The sequence below is a fragment of the Aeribacillus sp. FSL K6-1305 genome (assembly GCF_038050115.1).
Lineage (GTDB): Bacteria > Bacillota > Bacilli > Bacillales > Aeribacillaceae > Aeribacillus > Aeribacillus composti.
The window spans coordinates 539,754-559,573 of sequence record NZ_JBBOQV010000002.1; the positions used below are offsets into that span (position 1 = coordinate 539,754).

Consider the following 19,820-nt stretch of genomic DNA (forward strand, 5'->3'; position numbering starts at 1 on the left):
CCCTGTAAGCAAAAAAAACATTAAATTTCATATTTAAACTCACGGTATGCATCGATCAAAAGGAAAATTGCCGTTATGATATGCATCACCATTCCAACAATCGGAATCCATGCAATGCAGGAAGTAATAATTCCTAAAATGCTGCCATGCTTGTTTTTATTTGTTATAATGGCAAAAATCAACGTCACAAGGTGCAGTACAAACATAAACGCCAAAGGCGTCCATAGGAAAGATAATATAATCGTTCCACCTATAACTGGAATTCCGAAAAATGCTTCAAGACCCCCGCTTACCCATTTTAAAATGTTGACTACTGACATATAAATCCACCTCTGTATTCGTTTTTTCAATATACGAATTGGCGAATTGAAATGTTTCAAATATTCTTCAGCCCGGCACAAAAACTATTTTTGCAAGACAATTCATCTTGCTAGAGTTTTCACAATTTTTATTTTATGATAAAATCTTACAACAAAATAAATTTTAACGGGAGTTTATAGAGATGACATATAAACTTTTATTTTTGGACATAGACGGAACAATTTTGACACCGGATGATCAAATTCAAGAATCTACGAAAAGAGCTGTAGCTGCAGTTCAGAAACAAGGTGTAGAGGTCTTTCTGGCAACAGGGAGACCTTTGCATGAAATTTCGCATATCGGCAAAGAGCTGAACGTTCAATCGTTTATTGGCTATAACGGCGCATTTACGGTTTATAGGGGCCGCGAGATTTTAAAAGAGCCGATGAATCCAGATATTGTTCAAAACTTTGTGCATATCGCCAAACACCATGGACATGAGCTCGTCATGTATACAAGAGAAAAAAATGTCCTTAGCTCGTTTGATTCCCCTGCCATAAAAGATTTCATTCAAAAATTTCATTTACAAAAAAATGAGTTGTTTTCGTATGATATCATCGATCAAGTTTTAGGAATGACGATATTAAATTTAGCTGATCGCGATGTTTCTCTTTATGAAAAAGACGATCTTATATACTTGTCTCAAGTAAATATCGAAGGCCTGGCCCAATGCTACGATGTCATTAGGGAAAAGGTCAATAAAGGCAAAGCTGTCAAAGCAATATTAAATTATCTTGGCGTGCCAAAAGAAAGTGCCATTGCCTTTGGCGATGCCATGAATGATAAAGAGATGCTCTCAATAGTCGGCGAAGGTTTTGCAATGGGGAACGCAGATCCAAACCTTTTGCCATATGCGAAGCACCAAACAACAGACGTAACAAATTCCGGTGTCTATCACGGTTTGAAAAAGCTTGGTCTCGTTGAATAAGTAAGAAGACTGTGTAAATAGTCTTTTCCCTGCCAAATAGACAGTTGTAAAAAAAGATTATGCAAAACTGTGTTTCGGTATTCAGCTGGAGCACAATGCAAAAATTGTTCATGATGTTGTATTACAGTGAGAAAAATACAACATTTCTATTTTAAGGTAAAAAAAGGACTCGATGCAGCGTGATCCAGGCAGCTGTCTTTGCCAGAACGGCTGCCATGTGACCGAGTCCTTCTATTCTGCTTAGACGAATACCAGAAAAGAGAAAACTGGCCTTCCCTCATCTTCAAGACCGGAGTGAGACATCTTTGTTTACATTGGAGAGAAAAAACGGGCGATGAAGGTTTTGCGGCAGGGAGAGGACCGAATTTATTTGACGAAATGAACTGAAAGGTCAGGAAATGTGCTCCTAATTATGAGCGCGAACCGATACAATATATATTCCTTTATCCGCATAAAAAAAACGATTAGACTATTATTGAAATCATGAGCAATCGATTGGTGCTCAGGATTGCTGGAACATACTGAGTTAACTTTATTGCATATAGTTTATGAAGGTGTATTTATTTTATCCTCATGAGTGGAAAGGAGAAAAGGCTTTGATAAAAGCAATTATTTTTGATTTCGACGGTTTAATTATAGACACAGAGACTCCCTGGTTTGAGGCTTATAAAGAAACTTTAGGTTATTATAATGTTGATTTGCCCCTTGAACATTATGTAAAAAGCGTTGGATCAGATAATACTGTACTTTACGAGTTTTTCAAACAACAATTGGGAGAAAGCTGTAATATTGAGGAAATTGATGCCAAAGCAGAAAGCATTTATAAAGAAAAGATGAAAACACCTCAGGCACGTGAAGGTGTAAAGGATTATTTGCAAGAAGCAAACGATTTAGGATATAAAATTGCTATTGCTTCAAGCTCCACAAGGGAGTGGGTAACTCATTATTTAGATGAACTTGGGATGTTAAACTATTTTAATACTATTATCACGCAGGATGATGTTGAGAAGGTAAAACCGGCACCTGATTTGTATTTAAAAGCAGTTGATGCCTTAAACATCAGCTCAAACGAAGCATTAGCATTTGAAGATTCTTTAAATGGGCTCCAAGCAGCTCTAGCTGCTGGACTGAAATGCGTAATTGTGCCAAATCCAGTAACGGAGTCTTTACCTTTCGAAAATTATGATTTGCGACTTCAATCCATGGCAGAAAAAAGTTTAAGTGATGTCATAAAACTTATTGAACAATAAAGAATTAAAATCTCGTATTAATGCTAAGCTCTATCAAATAATATTTGATAATTCGCTAGATAAAGAACCCCCAAGGAGGTCCTTTATCTAGCTGCTTCCTCAATGAACACCACCTGCAAATGTTTTCGTGAAATCATTTACGTGTGCACTCATTTCTTTATAACGAGTCCAATGAAGATAATGATTTCCTTCTAAAGTAACTATTTTACTTGAAAAACTGTGGCTTAATTTCGTTTGATAAAAAGTTACATTGGATTTCCCATCTTCGTTCACTCGATCTTCTTTCGAAGTAAAAATCAAGACAAAGGATACAACAAGAAGCAAATGAAATAAAAAATATATTGAGCAAACAGTCAATTTAACTTTCCCGCCTGATATGCCTGGTCATTGTTAAATTCTCTTCGGAATAAGTACCTTTTTCAGCCACTAGGAAGGAAATCATCAGGAATGATATATAATGCCAATCGTGCAATTCCAGTTGGTGAAAACATACTTCATATATTCGGACATTGTTGGAGCTGACTCGCCGAAATACTCTAAAACCTGCGGCAAGGTGAAATCAATCCCTATAACTGCTTTCACTTCATCTGGATATGCATTAGCATAATACATGCTGTATATGCCAGAAATAGAGGGCGGCATCAATATGTATGGACCTTCTATATTTGATTTTTTTAGAGCGGTTCAAATTTCCTCCACTATATTTTCCACTGTTCGTTCCTTATTCGTTACGTTGCTCCAACCATATCCAAAGCTCTCTACTACGACCACTTTATGATTCTTTGCCAATTCATTTACTAAGGGGTCGAAATCTAACACGGGAGCTGCTGTGCCTAAACCGCTTAATAACACAATCGTGTTTTCTCCATCACCTTTTGTATAAACGTGCATATTCTTTCCATCTACTTCAACTAATTGTCCTAATGGTGGATATTTTGCTTATACACTGTCATGATGTGATGGAAAACGCCTCAAATCAGAGCCGCTGTAATCATAAACAAAAAAATATTTTTTGGAATTATCCAAAATCAAGATTTCTTTTTACTGTTCATTCTTTCACTTCTCTCTATAAAACATTCTATTGGATCGGCTATGCCAACGCCATTCGAACCATCTCTCCCGCCCTGATTCCTTTGCAATAGGCCAATTGCTTGCAGAGGTTAAACAATAGCCAATGTTAAAAATAAAAAACGCGAATTTTCTAAAGGGTGCTTTTCGTCAATAAGGAAGCAGAGCCTTTTTCTTAATAATGACGAAATGTTTGCTCTTTTCGTTTCAAAAAAATCCCCTCTAAGTATATGGGCCTTGTCCACTGTCTACTTAAAGAAGATCTTATCAAAATTGGTTCTTTTTTCTTTTACCTTGTCAAAAAATATTTATATAAAAATATTTGAATTCGAGATATTTTTCGGTTATGATAATATCAAAACAAAAGGAGGAAAATAAAAAATGGCAAATTTTCAATTAGATAAGGTGCACAGCTCTATTTCTTTCCAAGTAAAACACTTAATGGTTTCCAAAGCAAAGGGAGAATTCACGCAATTTGATGTAGAAGTTGACGGTGATGTCGATCAGCTCGAATCTGCAAAAGTAAAAGTAACAGTTCAAGCTTCTTCTATTGACACAAAAAATGAAGACAGAGACAACCATCTTCGTTCCGGGGATTTTTTTGATGTCGAAAACTATCCGGTCATCACGTTTGTCAGCGAATCTATTAAAAAGGTTTCCGACGATGACTATGAAGTAACAGGAAAATTGACAATTAGAAATGTTACTAGAACCGAAACGTTCAAAGTAGAATTCAACGGTCAATCGAAAAACCCGTTGGACGGAAGCATTGTCGCAGGATTTGATGTAGAAGGAAAAATCAATCGCGAAGACTATGGTTTAACATGGAACGCTGCTCTTGAAACAGGAGGATTCCTCATCGGCAAAGATGTAAAATTATTCGGCAGCTTCGAATTTGTCATTAGCTAATCTTTCTCAGGCAAGTGATTTGCCCTTGGCCGCACATGGCGGCTGAGGGCTTTTATTTTATGAAAATTTATCAAAAAATGGCATTCATACCTCTCTAATGAAAAATCCCCTTGCTTATAAAGTTTACTTTTCTTTTATTTTTTGTTATTATTCATAATATTTCAACCGGAGAAGGAGGAAAACAGCATATGTCCCATCAATCATTGCAACGCCACTTGCCGCCTTACCGAGCAGATCATGTAGGCAGTCTGTTAAGAACAGACCGAATTAAACAAGCCCGATTGAAAAAAGCAAATGGGGAAATAACAGCTGAGCAATTAAGAGAGGTGGAAAACGAAGAAATCACACGCATCGTCGAAAAACAAAAGGAAATTGGCCTCAAAGCGGTGACAGACGGCGAATTCCGAAGAGCTTGGTGGCACTTTGACTTCCTTGAAAATTTAGTAGGTGTTGAAGGATACGACACAGAGACCGGAATCCAATTCCATCAAAAACAAACAAAATCTCATTCTATTAAAGTTGTTGACAAACTAGATTTCAACGGCCATCCGATGCTTGAAGATTTTAAGTTTCTAAACAGCATCGCTTCCGGCCATACAGCCAAAATGACTATCCCTAGCCCGAGCATGCTTCATTTTAGAGGGACGATTGAAAAAAGCGCTTATGAAGATCAAGACGAGTTTTTCCACGATTTAGCCCAAACGTATAAAAAAGCGATTCAAGCATTTTACGATGCCGGTTGCCGTTATTTGCAGCTGGATGATACATCATGGGCATATCTTTGTTCAGAAGAGCAAAAGGAGCAAATGCGGGCCCGCGGCTTAAATCCGGATACGTTAGGACAATTGTATGCGAAAACAATTAATGAAGCTGTTGCCAATCGTCCTGATGATATGAGAATTACGATGCACATATGCCGAGGCAATTTCCGTTCCACTTGGATTTCATCCGGCGGCTATGAGCCAGTGGCGGAAATATTGTTTGAAGGCGTAAATGTGGACGGCTTCTTTTTGGAATATGACAGCGAAAGAGCCGGCGGCTTTGAACCCCTTCGCTTCGTAAACCGATCAAATTTATCCATCGTTCTCGGCTTGATCACGTCAAAATTTGGAGAATTAGAAAATAAGGATGAAATTAAACGGCGCATTGATGAAGCATCCCGATTTGTTGATCTCAATCAGCTTTGCTTAAGCCCTCAGTGCGGTTTTGCATCAACTGAGGAAGGAAACCTGCTCACAGAGGACGAGCAATGGGCAAAACTTCGCCATGTCGTAGAAATTGCCGAAGAGGTTTGGAAATAATCGTTTACTAAAGAAATACTTACATAAGTGTGTAATGTTAAGAGCCCGTTGAGCGTGAATTTCGTGCAATGAACTATCGATTAAGCGAGGCTTGCGGACAGAATGTGGCGGAATTTCGATAAAGGGCAGCAGCTTGCTTTACCTATATTGATTGGTTTCATCGTTCATTCCGAAGCAATCGCAGCATGTAAGAGTTCCAAATTGAACCTTTTTCTGCTTTGCGAAAGCTCTATTCGGGTTATGCATAAAGAATCAATATTTCTAGAAATGATACGCCAGGAAACCGTAAATTGCAGCAGCTCTGTTTTTCTTTTGGAAAATTTGATTGCAAATCGCCGACAATTTATTTTTGCAAAATAAGGTGCTGCCCGCTCATCAGTTTATTTAGGAAAATCACCGTAATGACCTGTTTCTTCCGTTCTATTATTCTGGAAAATATGTAAAAAGGGGTGTTTAATAAGTCGTTTTTACGGCTTATTGACGCCCCCATTAATGTTTTAGAAACGTTGTGATTTTTTGTTTTCAATGGCGATTTGACTTTCTAAGAGCCCCTTTTTCTTTTTGACAGTATCATCATCAGATGTTTCTGAACAATTTACGAACTTAACAGCAAATATTTATGCTTTACAGCAGAGCTTAATTCGTCGGGAGAGCCTTCAAACACGATCGAGCCTTTGTTTAAAATATATATGCGGTCTGCAAGCTCAAGCGCCATCGATAAATTTTGTTCAACTAAAAGCATTGTAAGACCTTGCTTCTTTAATTCACGAATAATTCGTTTCACTTCCTGAACCATCAATGGGGACAATCCTTCTGACGGCTCGTCAAGCAGCAGTAATTTAGGATTCGTTAGCAAAGCGCGTCCAATTGAGAGCATTTGCTGCTCTCCCCCGCTCAAAGCCCCTCCCATCGATGCTTCTCTTTCTTTCAGCCTTGGAAACGTGTCATAAATTTGTTCTAATGTCCAGCCATTTTCGGCAGGCCTATAAGTGGTCATTAAATTCTCCTTTACAGTCAAATTCGGAAATATTCTTCTCCCTTGTGGAACAAGAGCAACGCCTAATTTCGAAACCTGGAAGCTCGTCTTTGATTGAATTTCCTGTTCTTCAAGCACAATTTTTCCTTTTTTTGATTGAATGATTCCCATGATAGAATGAATCGTTGTTGTTTTCCCCATTCCGTTTCTTCCCAGCAGGACGGTTACCTTGCCTTGTTCAACCGTTAACGAAACATTATGGAGGACGTGGCTGTCGCCGTAAAATGTATTTAAATCTGAAACTTTAAGCATGTGCTGCCGCTTCCTCCTTTCCAATATATATTTCGTTCACCCTCCTGTCGTTTCTCACTTCATTTGGATCGCCGTCAATGAGAATCCCTCCGTCATATAAAACGACCATTCTATCCGCCAGTCCAAATACGACCTCCAAATCATGCTCAATAATTAAAACGGTCAAGTCCTTCGGCAAATTGTGCAGCAAATCGACAATATAATCCGTTTCCGCCTGCGACATGCCGGCAGTCGGCTCATCTAATAATAAAACTTGCGGATTGATCGCAATGCCAAGCAAAATTTCGATTTGCCGCTGTTCGCCGTATGACAGCTTTTTCACTATTTCATTTGCACGCTTTTCCAATCCCCAAGTTTTGATCAATTGGTTTGCTTCCTCGAAAAGCTTCGGGTATTTTTTTTCGTTTCTCTTTTTAAACCACACGTTTTGCAAATGATGTTTCCGCTGTAAAACTAATAATAAATTGTCAAGCACCGTCAGTTCATTCAACAAATTGTTTCGTTGAAAGGTGCGGACGATTCCGGCGTTTGTACGTTTAAAGTTGGAAACATTCGTTATATTTTCTCCTTTATAATAAATAGACCCGCTGCTCGGCTTCAGGTCGCCGGTTAAAATGTTGAAAAAGGTCGTTTTCCCGGCTCCATTCGGACCGATAATGCCTATCCGCTCACCTTTTTTCACTTCCAATGAAACATCCTTAAGAATTTCAAGACCGCCAAAATGCATGCCCACGCGATCAATCTTCAAGATTACATGATTCTCCATGCCCCATCCCTCAATTCTTCACATCATTGTTATACAACGCATTGGATTTTTTTCCGGAAATAGCTGACAGCTTGTTGGATTTTGAAAACGACTGCAAGAGCAATTTTCCAAGCCCGACAATTCCTTTTGGGAAAAATACGACAAACAAGATAAAGATAATCCCGATAATCATCATCCACATGGTCGTATAAGAGCTGACAATCGTTTCTAAAATGACGATAAAAGCTGCGCCCAAAACGGGCCCGATCATTGTTCCAGAACCGCCGATAAGAACCATAATTAAAACAGAGCCAGACATCGTCCAATATACATCGCTAGGCGAAATGAAGCTGTTAAAGCTTGTATATAACGATCCTGCTACTCCGCCGAGCCCGCCGGCTATAACAAATGCGGCAAGCTTATATAGTGTTGTATGATAGCCCATCGATTTCAATCTTGTTTCGTTTTCGCGAATCCCTATTAATACTTGCCCAAAAGGGGAGTGTACGATGAGGCTTAAACCGCCATAGATCAATATAAACAAAAGCAATATCAAATAATAAAAGTAAACCGGGTTTGAAAAATCAAGTGATCCAATTAAAGGGCTTGGAATGCCTGATAATCCGTTTGAACCGCCCGTGATAGTCGTTGACTGGTGGACAAATGAATAAATCATTTGCGAAAAAGCCAATGTTAACATAAGAAAATAAAAGCCGCTCACCTTTACGCAAAAAATTCCGATGATGGCGGATGCAATGATTGCAGCCGCAAGTGAGGCGAAAAGAGTAAGGAAAAAGTTTGGAGATATCTCCCTTGCAAGAATGGCGGACATATAAGCCCCGACTCCAAAAAACGCCGCATGGCCAAGCGAAACCAGCCCGGTATATCCGACCAAAATATTTAAACTAAGAGCGAAAATAGCTAAAATTAAAATTTCAGTTACCAAATTTAAATAAAACAAAGAAAAGATAAAGGGGGAAAAGATGAGCAACATAACTGCGGCAATAAGAGCGAAACCTTTTTTGTTCAATGCTTAACCACCTGCCTTCCGAGCAATCCGTTCGGTTTGACGATTAAGACGACCGCCATTAATCCGAAAACAACGAACAAGCTTAACTCAGGAACTAAAAATCGGCAAAAAGTCTCAACAATCCCAATCGTTAAGCTGGCCACAAACGTTCCAGCGATCGACCCTAAGCCCCCTATAACGAGAACAACTAATGCCAAAATAAGCGTTTGGAATTCCATGCTTGGATAAAGCCCGAGGATCGGCGCAGCAATGACTCCGCCAAAACCTGCTAAATATCCCCCTATGAAAAACACGACGGTAAAAACTAGTTGAATATTTACGCCTAAAGCACATATCATCTCTTTATCGCTCAGTCCAGCGCGAATGATCGCCCCCCAGCGCGTTTTTTCTTGAATGAACCACAACAGCCCCGCTAAAATTAAACCTATTGCAATTACAGCTAAACGATAGACAGGAAAGGCTTGATTAAATAAGGTTACCGTACCTGATAAACTTTGAGGCAAAGGGATCGATAAAACATCCGATCCCCATATCGCCGCTGTCATATCATGAATGACATACGCAAGTCCAAATGTTAACAATACTTGTGACAGGTGCCCTAGCTGATAAGTCGGCCGCAATAAGATCATTTCAATAATGAGAGAGCAAACGGCTACTGCTAAAGGTGCAATGATTAAGGCAAGCCAAAAATTTTGTCCAGAATGGACGGTAATCGAATATGAGACATAAGCTCCTATCATATACAACGATCCATGCGCCAAGTTCAATACTCCTAAAATGCCAAAGACGAGCGACAATCCGCATGTAATGACGAAGAGCAAAAGCCCGTATGAAATGCTGTTTACTAGCTGCGCCCCGATAATATCCATGATTATCACCTCTTTTTTTACTATTTTCCTGGATCTCTCACCTCTTCAATAATTTCGATCACTTCGTTTTCCGTCTGTCCATTCACAAGCTTGGTTTCAATGATATACATGTTTTGAATAACGTGGTGGGTCTCCTTGTCAAACTTAATCGGGCCTCTCGGGCTTATGAATTCAACATTAGAAATCGCTTCTACCACTTTATCTGGATCTGAGGCGTCGCCGTCAAGCGTTGTCAGCGCTTCTGCGATAATTTTGGCAGCATCATAGCCTTCCAATGCTTCAATGGTCGGGCGTTCATTATATTTCTTTTCAAAAGCCTCTTTAAACTGTCTATTTTCTTCTGTTTTTATACTATAATCCCAGAAAATAGAGGAAATTGTTCCAACTCCTGCGTTTCCTTGTGATTTCCGCACGTCCTCTGAAACAAGCCAGCCGGAACCAATTAATTTCTTATCTTCTTTTAACCCGAATTGATCGTATTGCTGAACAAATCTCACCGCATCACTTCCTGCGAAAAATGCATATACTGCTTCAGCCTTTGCATTTTTAATCGTGGTCAAATAAGAGGAATAATCATTGTTTCCGAGAGGCGGGTAAACTTCACCGACAATTTTTCCTCCTGCGGCAGTATAAGCTTCTTTAAACGCTTCAGATACTTCCCGTCCAAACGCATAATCTGCTGCTGCAATGTACATTGTCTTTCCTACGTTATGAAACGCCCATTCTCCTAATGAATTGCCAATCTGCCACGAGGAAAAAGAAGAACGCCAAATATAGTCACTTCGTTTGCTTCTCGTTAAATCATTTCCTCCCGCATGCGAAACAAGGAACGGAATTTTTTTCTTATCCACTTCATCGCGAATGGCATAGGCTACCGCCGTGCTTACCGTTCCTGTTAAAATGTCCACTTTATCTTGATCAATCAATTTTCTCGCTTTCCTTAATGCTACTTGCGGATCAGCTTCACTGTCTTCTTTAATAATTTCGATTTTTTTGGAGCCAATTTTCCAATCAATGCTGTCAAAATACAGCTCCATACCTTTGTGCAAATGCTTTCCAAGTGAAGCATAAACCCCCGAATCTGGAAGCAGCACACCAATTTTTATTGTTCCTCCGCTTTTGCTCCCGCCTTCTTCTTTTTTCGATGTTGACTGAATCGCGCTGTTGCCACAAGCCGATAAAACAGCTAAGAAAACAACAAGCAAAATCAAAAATAACTTCTTTTTCATCAAAATCCCCCCGTACTTGTTAAGTAAAACGCTTTCAAAATTCGCCTTCCCCTTTTTTTAAAACGCTTTCATTTTCCTGGGTATCTTTTCTCCTCCCTTTTCCTCCGGAGCTAATATTTCAAATATTATAATATATCTGAATTTTTAAAATTTCAATATTTTTTATTCATTTCGTCAAAAAAACATATAGTCAATGAAATCTATGATCGTCGCAGAAAACGCTGGAAATTCTTGTTTTCCTCATCATTCAATCTTCATTTTTTCTTTAAAAGCGAAAATTTTATTATTTATTTTTTTTACACTCGTCATACAAACAAATGGCTTGATGAATAAATTTTATTCGTAATTGCTTGAGAAAGACAGATGAATATCCTAAGCTTTTATTTGCAGAGGACTTTCCGCAAAAAAATTCGCATTAAAAGTGATGCCCATCGTAACCCAAATAAAAAAACCTAGGGACTCTTAAAATTCCCTAGGGATTGCCTTTACAATATGACTGTTATGCCCACCACATTTCAGCAACTTCTTCTTTAAAAAGAATTTGCTTTAATAAGCTTACTGCCTTTCCTAATCCTTCATCAATGGATGCCAGCATATCCTCATGTTCAATTGAAAGAACATAATCATATCCGGCAGCACGCAAGGCACTTACAATATCCTTCCACACTTTTTCACCTTGGCCATAGCCAACCGACCGAAATGTCCATGATCGGTCCAAAATTTTACTGTAATGCTTTGTATCTAAAACGCCATTCACTTGTATATTTGCTTGATCCAAATAAGTATCTTTAGCGTGTACATGAAATATGGCATTTTCACGTCCTAATTTTTTTATTGCTTCAACAGGATCAATGCCTTGCCAAATGAGATGGCTTGGATCAAAATTCGCTCCAATACTTGGCCCTACATTTTCTCTTAACTTTAATAAAGTTTCAGGATTGTAAACAATAAAACCTGGGTGCATTTCAAAAGCAATTTTATAAAATCCCGTTTGAACGTACAGCTCCCCCGCCGACAACTAGATGATTATAAAGCAATACTTTTTCTACTTTTTTAAAAATTAATTGTTTGTAAAACTTTATTAGCGTTAAAAGGGAAAAAAGGTTTTTAGAATAAAAAACAAATTGTTATATATTCCGAGGCGGCATTTTAAATGATTGACAAAGTCAATTCTTCAAACTACGCAACACATTGTATCCGATGGCAAATATCCAATCACAGCAATAACTGAACCATTGGGTGCCAATAGAAAAAAACCGGGTTTCTGGTCATAACAGGTAATCCAATATTATTCATCCAGACAGTTTAGCAGTCTTTTTTTCAGCAAAATGCAGATGTAAAGTGTAAAATATACTGCCAATTGCAAGAGACATCCAGCATACATGCACGTGTACAGTAATGAAATATTGAAAAACAAAACTCGAACAACTCTCCAATCAAAAAAATAGAATTTTTTATTTATGAATGCCCATTGGATCTTACTATGAAATAATTTGAAATCGACATCGCCTTAATCTGCAATTAAAGCCCCAAATTTATCATTCAATTACCGCTCATTTAACTTCATTCAAATGCTAAATGAACAGTTACCGATAGACGGCTGAATGACTTTATTAAAACAAAAAAGAGCCCTTGATGCTTTATAGCAAGGGCTCGTTTTTCCACTGAATTATGCCGGTACCGCATAAATAATATATCGCTGTGGCGCATTTCCAATATAACCGAACGGATAGCATGTTGTTAACGTTAAAACTTCGTTTGGAGCAGTAGATCGGATCACTGTTCGATCATCGGCATCAACAATCTCTGTTTCCTGAATTAAATATGTGAAACGACCATACTCCATTTCAACAATGAGTTCATCTCCAATTTTTAAATCGCCAACATTGCGAAAAACTGTATCCCGGTGTCCTGATAAAACGATTTGGTCGTTTTGCCCAGAAAAAGCAGTTCCTCTGTAATGACCGACGCCTTTCTCCAATTCTTCTGCATCCGTCCCCTCCACGATCGGCAATTGTGCTTTAAGTTTCGGGATGTGCAAAATGCCAATCACCTCGTCCATTTTCGGTTGAAAGTCGCTTGGTACAACTTCGCTTCTCTCCTTTTTCTTTAGACCTTCTGCACCAACAAGCTGATGGGCTTCCTTCAACGCCTCATTTTGTGCGCTGTGCATTGACCATAACTTCCATCCGCCATATGCGACACAAAACAAACCACAGCCAATTAACAAAATGGGCAGCCAATTTTTCACATGCATCCTCTTCCTTTAATTGAGACTGTTGTTAATTATTTTACCATAAAAAGTCGAGAAGACATCCGCTTCATTTTGCGGAGAAAACCAAAAAATAAAATAATCGGACCCCAGCTACTGTTCCTAGAGAAACCTGTTAAAGCAGCCCATAAAAATGCTGGGCGTCGGTCTGTTTTCAATTGATCTGAAATAAGTAAAAAAGTTAGAACGTCTCAAAGGCAGAATTTAAAATTGTTGTGAAAGACAAAGGGGCTTGTCTATAAGACTTTTTCAGCTTATAGACGGCCCCCTTTAATATTTTAGAAACGTTGATATTTGATGTTTTTTGTTTTCAATGGAGATTTGACTGTCTGAACAGCCCCAATATTGTCTATATTTCTTCAAACCCACATTAATTAACAAAAATGAAATTTGGCTCGTTCAAATATTTTTTAAGCTCGTTCAATGCTTTTTGTGCCAATACTCCGTCCATTATCCGGTGGTCATAACTGAGCGATAACGCCATCATGGATGCAATTTCAATTGAATCATTGACCACAATAGGCTTTTTCTCGATCCGGCCGATGCCAAGAATACACGATTGCGGATGGTTGATAATCGGTGTAAACCATGCGCCATCAGCTGATCCAATATTCGATATCGTACATGTAGAGCCTGTCATTTCATCCGCTTGAATAGAACCATCTCTTGCCTTTAGGGAAAGCTCGTGAATTTCTTTAGCAATTTGAAATAATGTTTTTTGGTCTGCATGCCGTATGACCGGAACGACAAGACCGCGGTCTGTATCAGCCGCAAAACCGATATGGTATTGTTTCTTCAAAATGATTTCTTCACGTTCTTCATGAAAGGAAGCGTTTAATTGTGGATATTTTTTCAAAACGATCGTCAATGCTTTCACAACATAAGCTAAATAGGTGAGTTTGATTGCTTCCTCTTCCGCAAATGATTTTACGCTTTGCCGATGCTGAACAAGCTTTGTAACATTCACTTCATCAAAATGTGTTACATGCGGAATCGTCTTTTTCGAATGAACCATTGAACGTGCAATGAGTTTGCGAATGTTTGAAAGCGGAATATATTCATCTTGTATCGAATTGATCTTTGTTTCTTCCTTCGGATTTTTTTGCGGACTTTCCATCTCATGCAGCTGATTTTTGCGTCTTTTGATCACGGCCTCAATATCTTCTTTTAATATTTTGCCGTTTGGACCCGATGGAGTTACCTCTTCAAGATTCACTTGATGTTCTCTTGCAAATTTGCGCACGGATGGAGCGGCAACTATGAATGAAGAATTTGTTTGCTTCTCTTTTTCCCTTTTCTTGTGCTCGTTGCGAATATCCTCTTCCGTTACTTTCCCGTTTAAACCAGTCGGCTCCACAAGCCGCCAATCCACCCCTAGCTCTTTCGCTAATTTCTTCACGCGCGGCGTCGCCTTTTTCTCGACTTTTTGCTCCGTCGCTGCTTGTCCTTCCGATCTTTCTTGTTCTTTCAATCTTTCATTCGTTTCTTCTTGTTTGATGTCAGGCTGCCCGTCGCGTTCAGCTGTTTCAATTGTTGCAAGCACTTCGCCGACAGATGCTGTATCTCCTCTTTTTTTGCGGATTTCCTTCACGATTCCGCTTGCAGGTGCATGCAGCTCCGAAACCGCCTTTTCCGTTTGAACTTCAACAAGTATGTCATTTTGCTCCACCGCATCCCCTTCTGACACATGCCAAAATGCAATTAAGCTCTCATTATATTCTTCCGACAATTGCGGCAATTTAATTTCAATAATCATGTTGGCCTCCTGTGAAAGAAATGGTAGATTTATTCATTAACGAGTTTTACAGCTTCTTGATAAATTTTTTCTGCATTCGGTAAAACAAACTGTTCAAGCGGGCGGCTGAAAGGAATCGGCACGTCTGGTACAGCCAATCGTTTGACCGGAGCTTCTAAGTCATACAAGCCTTCCTCTGCAGCTATGGCAGCGATCTCCGCCGTCATGCCGTATGATAAATAATCTTCATCTACTACAAGTAATCGATGAGTCTTTTTAATGGATTGCAGGATTGTTTCACGATCTAACGGGACAAGTGAACGCAAATCGATGACTTCTGCTTCAATTCCTTCTTGCTCCAGCTTTTTGGCAGCCTCCAATGCATGATGAGTCGTCATTTGAATCCCTACAATTGTTATATCTTTCCCTTCCCTGACAACGTTTGCTTTTCCTAGCGGCACCGTGTAGGCTTCTTCCGGCACATGACCGACTGATGCGTCTAATTGATCCATCCATCCTAAGCCTTGCAGCGTTTTATGGAACATAAAGACTACAGGATTATCATCCCGAATGGCTGAAATCATCATCCCTTTTAAATCATATGGAGTGGATGGAGCCACCACTTTCATTCCCGGCAAATGCGCAAACGTTGCATACAAAGTTTGAGAGTGCTGAGCAGCATCACTATACCCTCCGCCAACAGCGGTCATTAACACGATTGGCAGCTTCACTCGGCCGCCCGACATATAAGGGATTTTTGCCATATGGTTATAAATTTGATCCATACAAACTCCGAAGAAATCGACAAACATCAATTCAACGATCGGCCGCATTCCTTCGGTTGCTGCGCCAATGGCCGCTCCAATAAATGCAGTTTCAGATATCGGGGTATCAATCACTCGATCTGATCCAAATTGTTGAAATAACCCTTCTGTCGATCCGAAGATACCCCCGTAAACTCCGACATCCTCCCCCATGACAAACACGTTTGGATCTCGCTCCATCTCCAATTTAATCGCTTCCGCCATGGCCTTATTTCCCGTTAACAAGCGCGTTTTTGTTCCTTGCACAGCTTATAACCCCTTTCCTGTTTATTTACGAAACGTATAAATCTTTTAAAGCATCTTCCGGATTCGGATAATTGCTGCTGCGTGCAAATTGATAAGCAGCGTCTACTTCCTGTTTTGCTTTATTTTCAATGATGTCAAGATCGTTTTCCGCTATGTTTTGTTCAGAGATTAATAGATTTCGAAGGCGGACGATCGGATCTTTATCCCGAAGAAGCGACACTTCATTTTTATCTCTATACAACTCCGGATCCCCTTGGAAATGTCCCAAGTAACGATATGTTTCAATTTCAATAATCGATGGACCTTCGCCTCGTCTGGCGCGTTCCACTGCTTCTTTTGATACTTCGTACATGCTGATCGGATCGTTGTCTTTGACGTAATATCCTTTAATGCCATATGCAGCTGCACGAACATCGTTAGATGCTACAGATGTCGATGCTGTTTTCGGAACAGAAATTCCGTACTGATTATTTTCAATCACCACAATAAGAGGTAAATTCCAAAGTGCTGCCATATTTAATGACTCATGGAAAGCTCCTTGATTGGCAGCTCCCTCTCCAATAAATGAAACCGCAACCCAGTCTTTCCCTTTTTTCTTAGCAGCTAAAGCTGCTCCAAGAGCGTGTGGGATTCCTGCTCCAACAATTCCTCCACAGGAAAACTTGACATCCGGATCAAACAAATGCATATGTCCTCCCTTGCCTTTGCCAAGCCCGGTTTCTTTTCCGAAAATTTCAGCCGTCATTTTATTTAGGTCAACGCCTTTCGCGATGGCATGATGATGAGGCCTGTGCGGCGACGTAACCGTATCTTCTTTTTTCAAATGAACACATATGCCGACGGCTGCCGGTTCTTGCCCTGTTGCCAAATGCATCTCGCCAGGAACAGGACCCGCCCCAATATTGAAAACCGGATTTTTCCCTTCAGTATAAGCTTCTGCCATTTTGTCTTCGTAATAACGGATTTTGTACATGTTTTCATACATCCATAAAAGATCATTTTTAGAAATTGCCAATGTATTCTCTCCCTTCTACCAAAATAGAAAACGGTTTCAAATAGTTAAATGCAAAAATTGTGCCAAACTACATTTTTTATGATTGATATATTTAGTTTCATTGAAAATGAATAAGATTTTTTATGCTACAAAAAAAACGTCCCGTTTTGGGACGCTTTTTAGAGACACAATGATACAATTTGATACGAAATGAAACAAAATGATATTAATAAGGGATTTGAAATCTTTGCATTTGCCGATAAAAAGTGCTTCGTGATATCCCTAAATATTGCGCAGCTTTTGTGATGTTGCCGTTATATAGACGTAAAGCTTGCAAGATCGACTGCTTTTTCATTTCATCTCGATGAATAAACACCGTTTCCGATTTTGGCTTGGAGTCCGTTTTTATAATTTCCTCAGGCAAATCTTTAATAGTTAAAACAGGCTTCGTCAATTTGTTTAAAGTTCTTTCTACTATATTTTGCAATTCTCTAATGTTTCCCGGCCAATGATAATGTATTAACGCTTGAAAAAAATCCGGTTTGATTTCAGGAAAAGGCTTATTTAACTTTTCACAATTTTTTTCAATAAAATGATGAACAAGGAGCGGTATGTCTTCTTTTCTTTCTCGCAATGACGGCAAAGTGATCGGCATGACATTAAGCCGGAAAAACAAATCCTCCCGAAAGCTTCCTTTTTCGACCTCTTCCCGAAGATTTTTGTTCGTCGCTGCGATGATGCGAACATCAACAGGCAAAACTTTATGCCCGCCGATTCGCACCACTTCCTTTTCTTGTATGACTCGCAAAAGCAATACTTGCATTTCCAAAGACATTTCTCCAATCTCATCTAAAAAAAGCGTACCGCCATCGGCAAGCTCAAATTTTCCTGCACTTCCCCCTTTTTTCGCTCCGGTAAAAGCACCGTCCGCATAACCAAACAGTTCGCTTCCTAATAAATCTCGAGGAATTCCGCCGCAATTGATGGCTATAAAAGGCTTATGCTTTCTGTCGCTTTCATTATGGATCGCTTGTGCAAACATTTCTTTTCCCGTACCGCTTTCTCCTAAAATTAATACATTTGAGTCCGTTTTTGCTGCTAGCTTCGCTTCGTTTACTTTTTGGAGAAACTGAGGATGCTTCCCGATCATATCAGAAAAAGTGATTTTCGCCTGATTGCCAGATAAATGATTAATAAATTGTCTTATCTTTTGAATCTCTTTTATAATCATCATTGAACCGATCCATTGGCTGTCTTTATAAATGGGGAGTTTATCAACTAGAACATGAAAAACGTTGTTTGACTGTTTTATTTTTAAGTGCAGTTCATGATTTTGAAGATGTCGAGGGCGATTGGAAATAATCGATTTGTTGCTAAAAACTTCGCTGATCTTTTTCCCTTCCAGGCAAGAATGATTCAATTGAAGCAGCTTTTTTAATTGATCATTCACTTTAATAATGAGCCCTTCCGTATCGAAAATGAGGATGCTCTCTTTCATATTATTGGTAGTCGCTTCAAGAAATCTTTGCATCATAATGTTTTTTTCTGTCTTTTCAATCAGCTCCAGCTGGTACTCAATGGCTTTCACTGCTGACACTACCATGCCTAAAGTATGTGGATGAACCTTTTCATATGGGCCTGAAACATTTAATACGCCGATTATCTTTCCTTTTGAATCGTGAATGGGCGCGGCCGAACACGTCCATGCCTGGCAAATTTCCGAATAATGCTCCTCAGCATATATTTGTACAGGTTGATTGATCACAATCGAAGTGCCGATTGCATTCGTTCCCATTGCTTGTTCACTCCAATCGGCACCTTCCACAAATTGAATATCAGCTGCCATCTTTAACGTATCAGCGTCGCCAATTGATTTTAACAACTGTCCCTTTTCGTTGCAAAGAATCACTAAAAAACCCGAGCCCTTTACGATTGAATACAATCCTTCCATAAACGGAACCGAACATTCAATTAAAGGCTTGTAATGGTCTATTTCAATTTTTTTTATTTGACCGTATCGCTGAAAAGGGTCAACTTCCATTTCTTTGGAACGAATCCATGAATCTTTTACAATGGGAGATAATTTTTCGTCGAGCTTATTTTCAAAAATAAAGCGCTTCCAACATTGTTTGACATACTCTCTTTTCTTCATCATAAAACACCTCCTTCAATTGTTGATTGAAGCTTCTCCGTCCAATCGCATCACATGCCAGCTTACAATGTTTATCGTATTTTTTAATATTCTCCTTTATTGTAGCATTACAAAAAAGCTGTGAGAACTAGCGATCCACTGAATGAAGCTTCTTTTATTTTTGAAACTTTTTAAACCAAAAATGCTGGAAATCCCCTTTTATTTTTTCAATCATGAGAAATTGGGGCGCCCTTCTTTTGATATCCCGCAAATACAGAAATTTACAGTTGCCGATCGTACTGGACGCATCGACAAAATGGGTCATAAAAAAACCGATTCCAAAAGATTGGAATCAGTCTTTCTTGCTGCTGCACGGAAGGCCAAATCATTCTCTTTTTTCCGTTATGCATGTGTTTGGAAATTTGTATTGCCAGTTATCAACTTGATCGGATGGTGATTTGGCAAAGCTCTGTTTTTTCTAAAAGAAACGGTTTCATGGCATTTAAACAGTAATTCCTAATGTTTAAAATCAGTGATTTTTTAATATGTTTCATAAAAAAAGACGAAACGACTTTCAAACGACTCCCTATTGTGAACAAATATTGATCAGTATGATGATGTTTTTCAAACGTCTTCCTTCA

At 39.1% G+C, this 19,820-nt stretch carries 17 protein-coding genes and 1 pseudogene; 4 read left to right on the top strand and 14 right to left on the bottom strand.

All coding sequences use genetic code 11. The annotated features are described in order from the left end of the window. Positions 1 to 20: 20 nt before the first annotated feature. Entirely contained in the window at positions 21 to 320 is a 300-nt protein-coding gene (locus NST97_RS12370; RefSeq protein ID WP_063389087.1) for a hypothetical protein, read from the bottom strand. Between the two features lie 182 nt (positions 321 to 502). Between NST97_RS12370 and NST97_RS12375 the strand changes: the two genes are divergently transcribed. Next, positions 503 to 1,288 (top strand): HAD family hydrolase, encoded by a 786-nt coding sequence (locus NST97_RS12375; protein ID WP_341343315.1) that lies wholly within the window; start codon positions 503 to 505, stop codon positions 1,286 to 1,288. Between the two features lie 599 nt (positions 1,289 to 1,887). Next, positions 1,888 to 2,538 carry an HAD family hydrolase gene (locus NST97_RS12380; RefSeq protein ID WP_341343559.1) on the top strand — a complete coding sequence of 217 codons (651 nt, stop codon included), beginning with the start codon at positions 1,888 to 1,890 and terminating at the stop codon, positions 2,536 to 2,538. Between the two features lie 99 nt (positions 2,539 to 2,637). Here NST97_RS12380 and NST97_RS12385 read toward each other — a convergent pair whose 3' ends face one another. After that, positions 2,638 to 2,895, bottom strand: coding sequence for a hypothetical protein (locus NST97_RS12385; protein WP_341343316.1), 258 nt, complete (start codon positions 2,893 to 2,895; stop codon positions 2,638 to 2,640). A gap of 327 nt (positions 2,896 to 3,222) precedes the next feature. Then, positions 3,223 to 3,429, bottom strand: a complete 207-nt coding sequence (locus NST97_RS12390; protein WP_341343317.1) for an alpha/beta fold hydrolase — start codon at positions 3,427 to 3,429, stop codon at positions 3,223 to 3,225. A 558-nt stretch (positions 3,430 to 3,987) separates the two neighbouring features. On the opposite strand from NST97_RS12390, the gene NST97_RS12395 reads away from it, so the two are divergent. Both NST97_RS12395 and NST97_RS12400 read left to right on the top strand, forming a co-directional pair. Then, entirely contained in the window at positions 3,988 to 4,515 is a 528-nt protein-coding gene (locus tag NST97_RS12395; protein WP_063389090.1) for a YceI family protein, read from the top strand. Between the two features lie 188 nt (positions 4,516 to 4,703). After that, positions 4,704 to 5,816, top strand: a complete 1,113-nt coding sequence (locus NST97_RS12400) for a cobalamin-independent methionine synthase II family protein (protein ID WP_063389091.1) — start codon at positions 4,704 to 4,706, stop codon at positions 5,814 to 5,816. Between the two features lie 595 nt (positions 5,817 to 6,411). Here the strand turns inward: NST97_RS12400 and NST97_RS12405 are convergent. The 11 genes and pseudogenes from NST97_RS12405 to NST97_RS12455 form a co-directional block, all read right to left on the bottom strand. Next, positions 6,412 to 7,104: an ABC transporter ATP-binding protein gene (locus NST97_RS12405; RefSeq protein WP_130156897.1), complete on the bottom strand. Its 693-nt coding sequence runs from the start codon at positions 7,102 to 7,104 to the stop codon at positions 6,412 to 6,414. Further along, positions 7,097 to 7,870: an ABC transporter ATP-binding protein gene (locus NST97_RS12410; RefSeq protein WP_341343318.1), complete on the bottom strand. Its 774-nt coding sequence runs from the start codon at positions 7,868 to 7,870 to the stop codon at positions 7,097 to 7,099. The genes NST97_RS12405 and NST97_RS12410 overlap by 8 nt, the downstream gene beginning before the upstream one ends. A 10-nt stretch (positions 7,871 to 7,880) precedes the next feature. After that, a complete protein-coding gene (locus NST97_RS12415) occupies positions 7,881 to 8,879 on the bottom strand; it encodes a branched-chain amino acid ABC transporter permease (RefSeq protein ID WP_117016885.1) in 999 nt (332 codons plus the stop codon). Next, the gene (locus NST97_RS12420; protein WP_063389096.1) at positions 8,876 to 9,748 is read right to left on the bottom strand and encodes a branched-chain amino acid ABC transporter permease; all 873 of its coding nucleotides are present in this window, start codon (positions 9,746 to 9,748) and stop codon (positions 8,876 to 8,878) included. The genes NST97_RS12415 and NST97_RS12420 overlap by 4 nt, the downstream gene beginning before the upstream one ends. 20 nt (positions 9,749 to 9,768) lie before the next feature. Further along, positions 9,769 to 10,977, bottom strand: a complete 1,209-nt coding sequence (locus NST97_RS12425) for an ABC transporter substrate-binding protein (RefSeq protein ID WP_341343319.1) — start codon at positions 10,975 to 10,977, stop codon at positions 9,769 to 9,771. A gap of 499 nt (positions 10,978 to 11,476) precedes the next feature. Then, a pseudogene (locus NST97_RS12430) lies at positions 11,477 to 11,965 on the bottom strand (sugar phosphate isomerase/epimerase family protein); the annotation flags it as partial. 681 nt (positions 11,966 to 12,646) lie between these two features. Next, the gene (locus NST97_RS12435) at positions 12,647 to 13,228 is read right to left on the bottom strand and encodes a class D sortase (RefSeq protein ID WP_445684598.1); all 582 of its coding nucleotides are present in this window, start codon (positions 13,226 to 13,228) and stop codon (positions 12,647 to 12,649) included. 391 nt (positions 13,229 to 13,619) lie between these two features. Continuing rightward, entirely contained in the window at positions 13,620 to 15,005 is a 1,386-nt protein-coding gene (locus NST97_RS12440) for a 2-oxo acid dehydrogenase subunit E2 (RefSeq protein WP_340882397.1), read from the bottom strand. A gap of 29 nt (positions 15,006 to 15,034) precedes the next feature. Further along, complete coding sequence (locus NST97_RS12445) at positions 15,035 to 16,054, bottom strand: alpha-ketoacid dehydrogenase subunit beta (protein WP_144597637.1); 1,020 nt, start codon at positions 16,052 to 16,054, stop codon at positions 15,035 to 15,037. 25 nt (positions 16,055 to 16,079) lie between these two features. Further along, positions 16,080 to 17,069 carry a thiamine pyrophosphate-dependent dehydrogenase E1 component subunit alpha gene (locus tag NST97_RS12450; protein WP_066251437.1) on the bottom strand — a complete coding sequence of 330 codons (990 nt, stop codon included), beginning with the start codon at positions 17,067 to 17,069 and terminating at the stop codon, positions 16,080 to 16,082. Positions 17,070 to 17,274: 205 nt separating this feature from the next. Further along, the gene (locus NST97_RS12455) at positions 17,275 to 19,203 is read right to left on the bottom strand and encodes a sigma-54-dependent Fis family transcriptional regulator (protein ID WP_341343321.1); all 1,929 of its coding nucleotides are present in this window, start codon (positions 19,201 to 19,203) and stop codon (positions 17,275 to 17,277) included. Between the last annotated feature and the right edge of the window lie 617 nt (positions 19,204 to 19,820).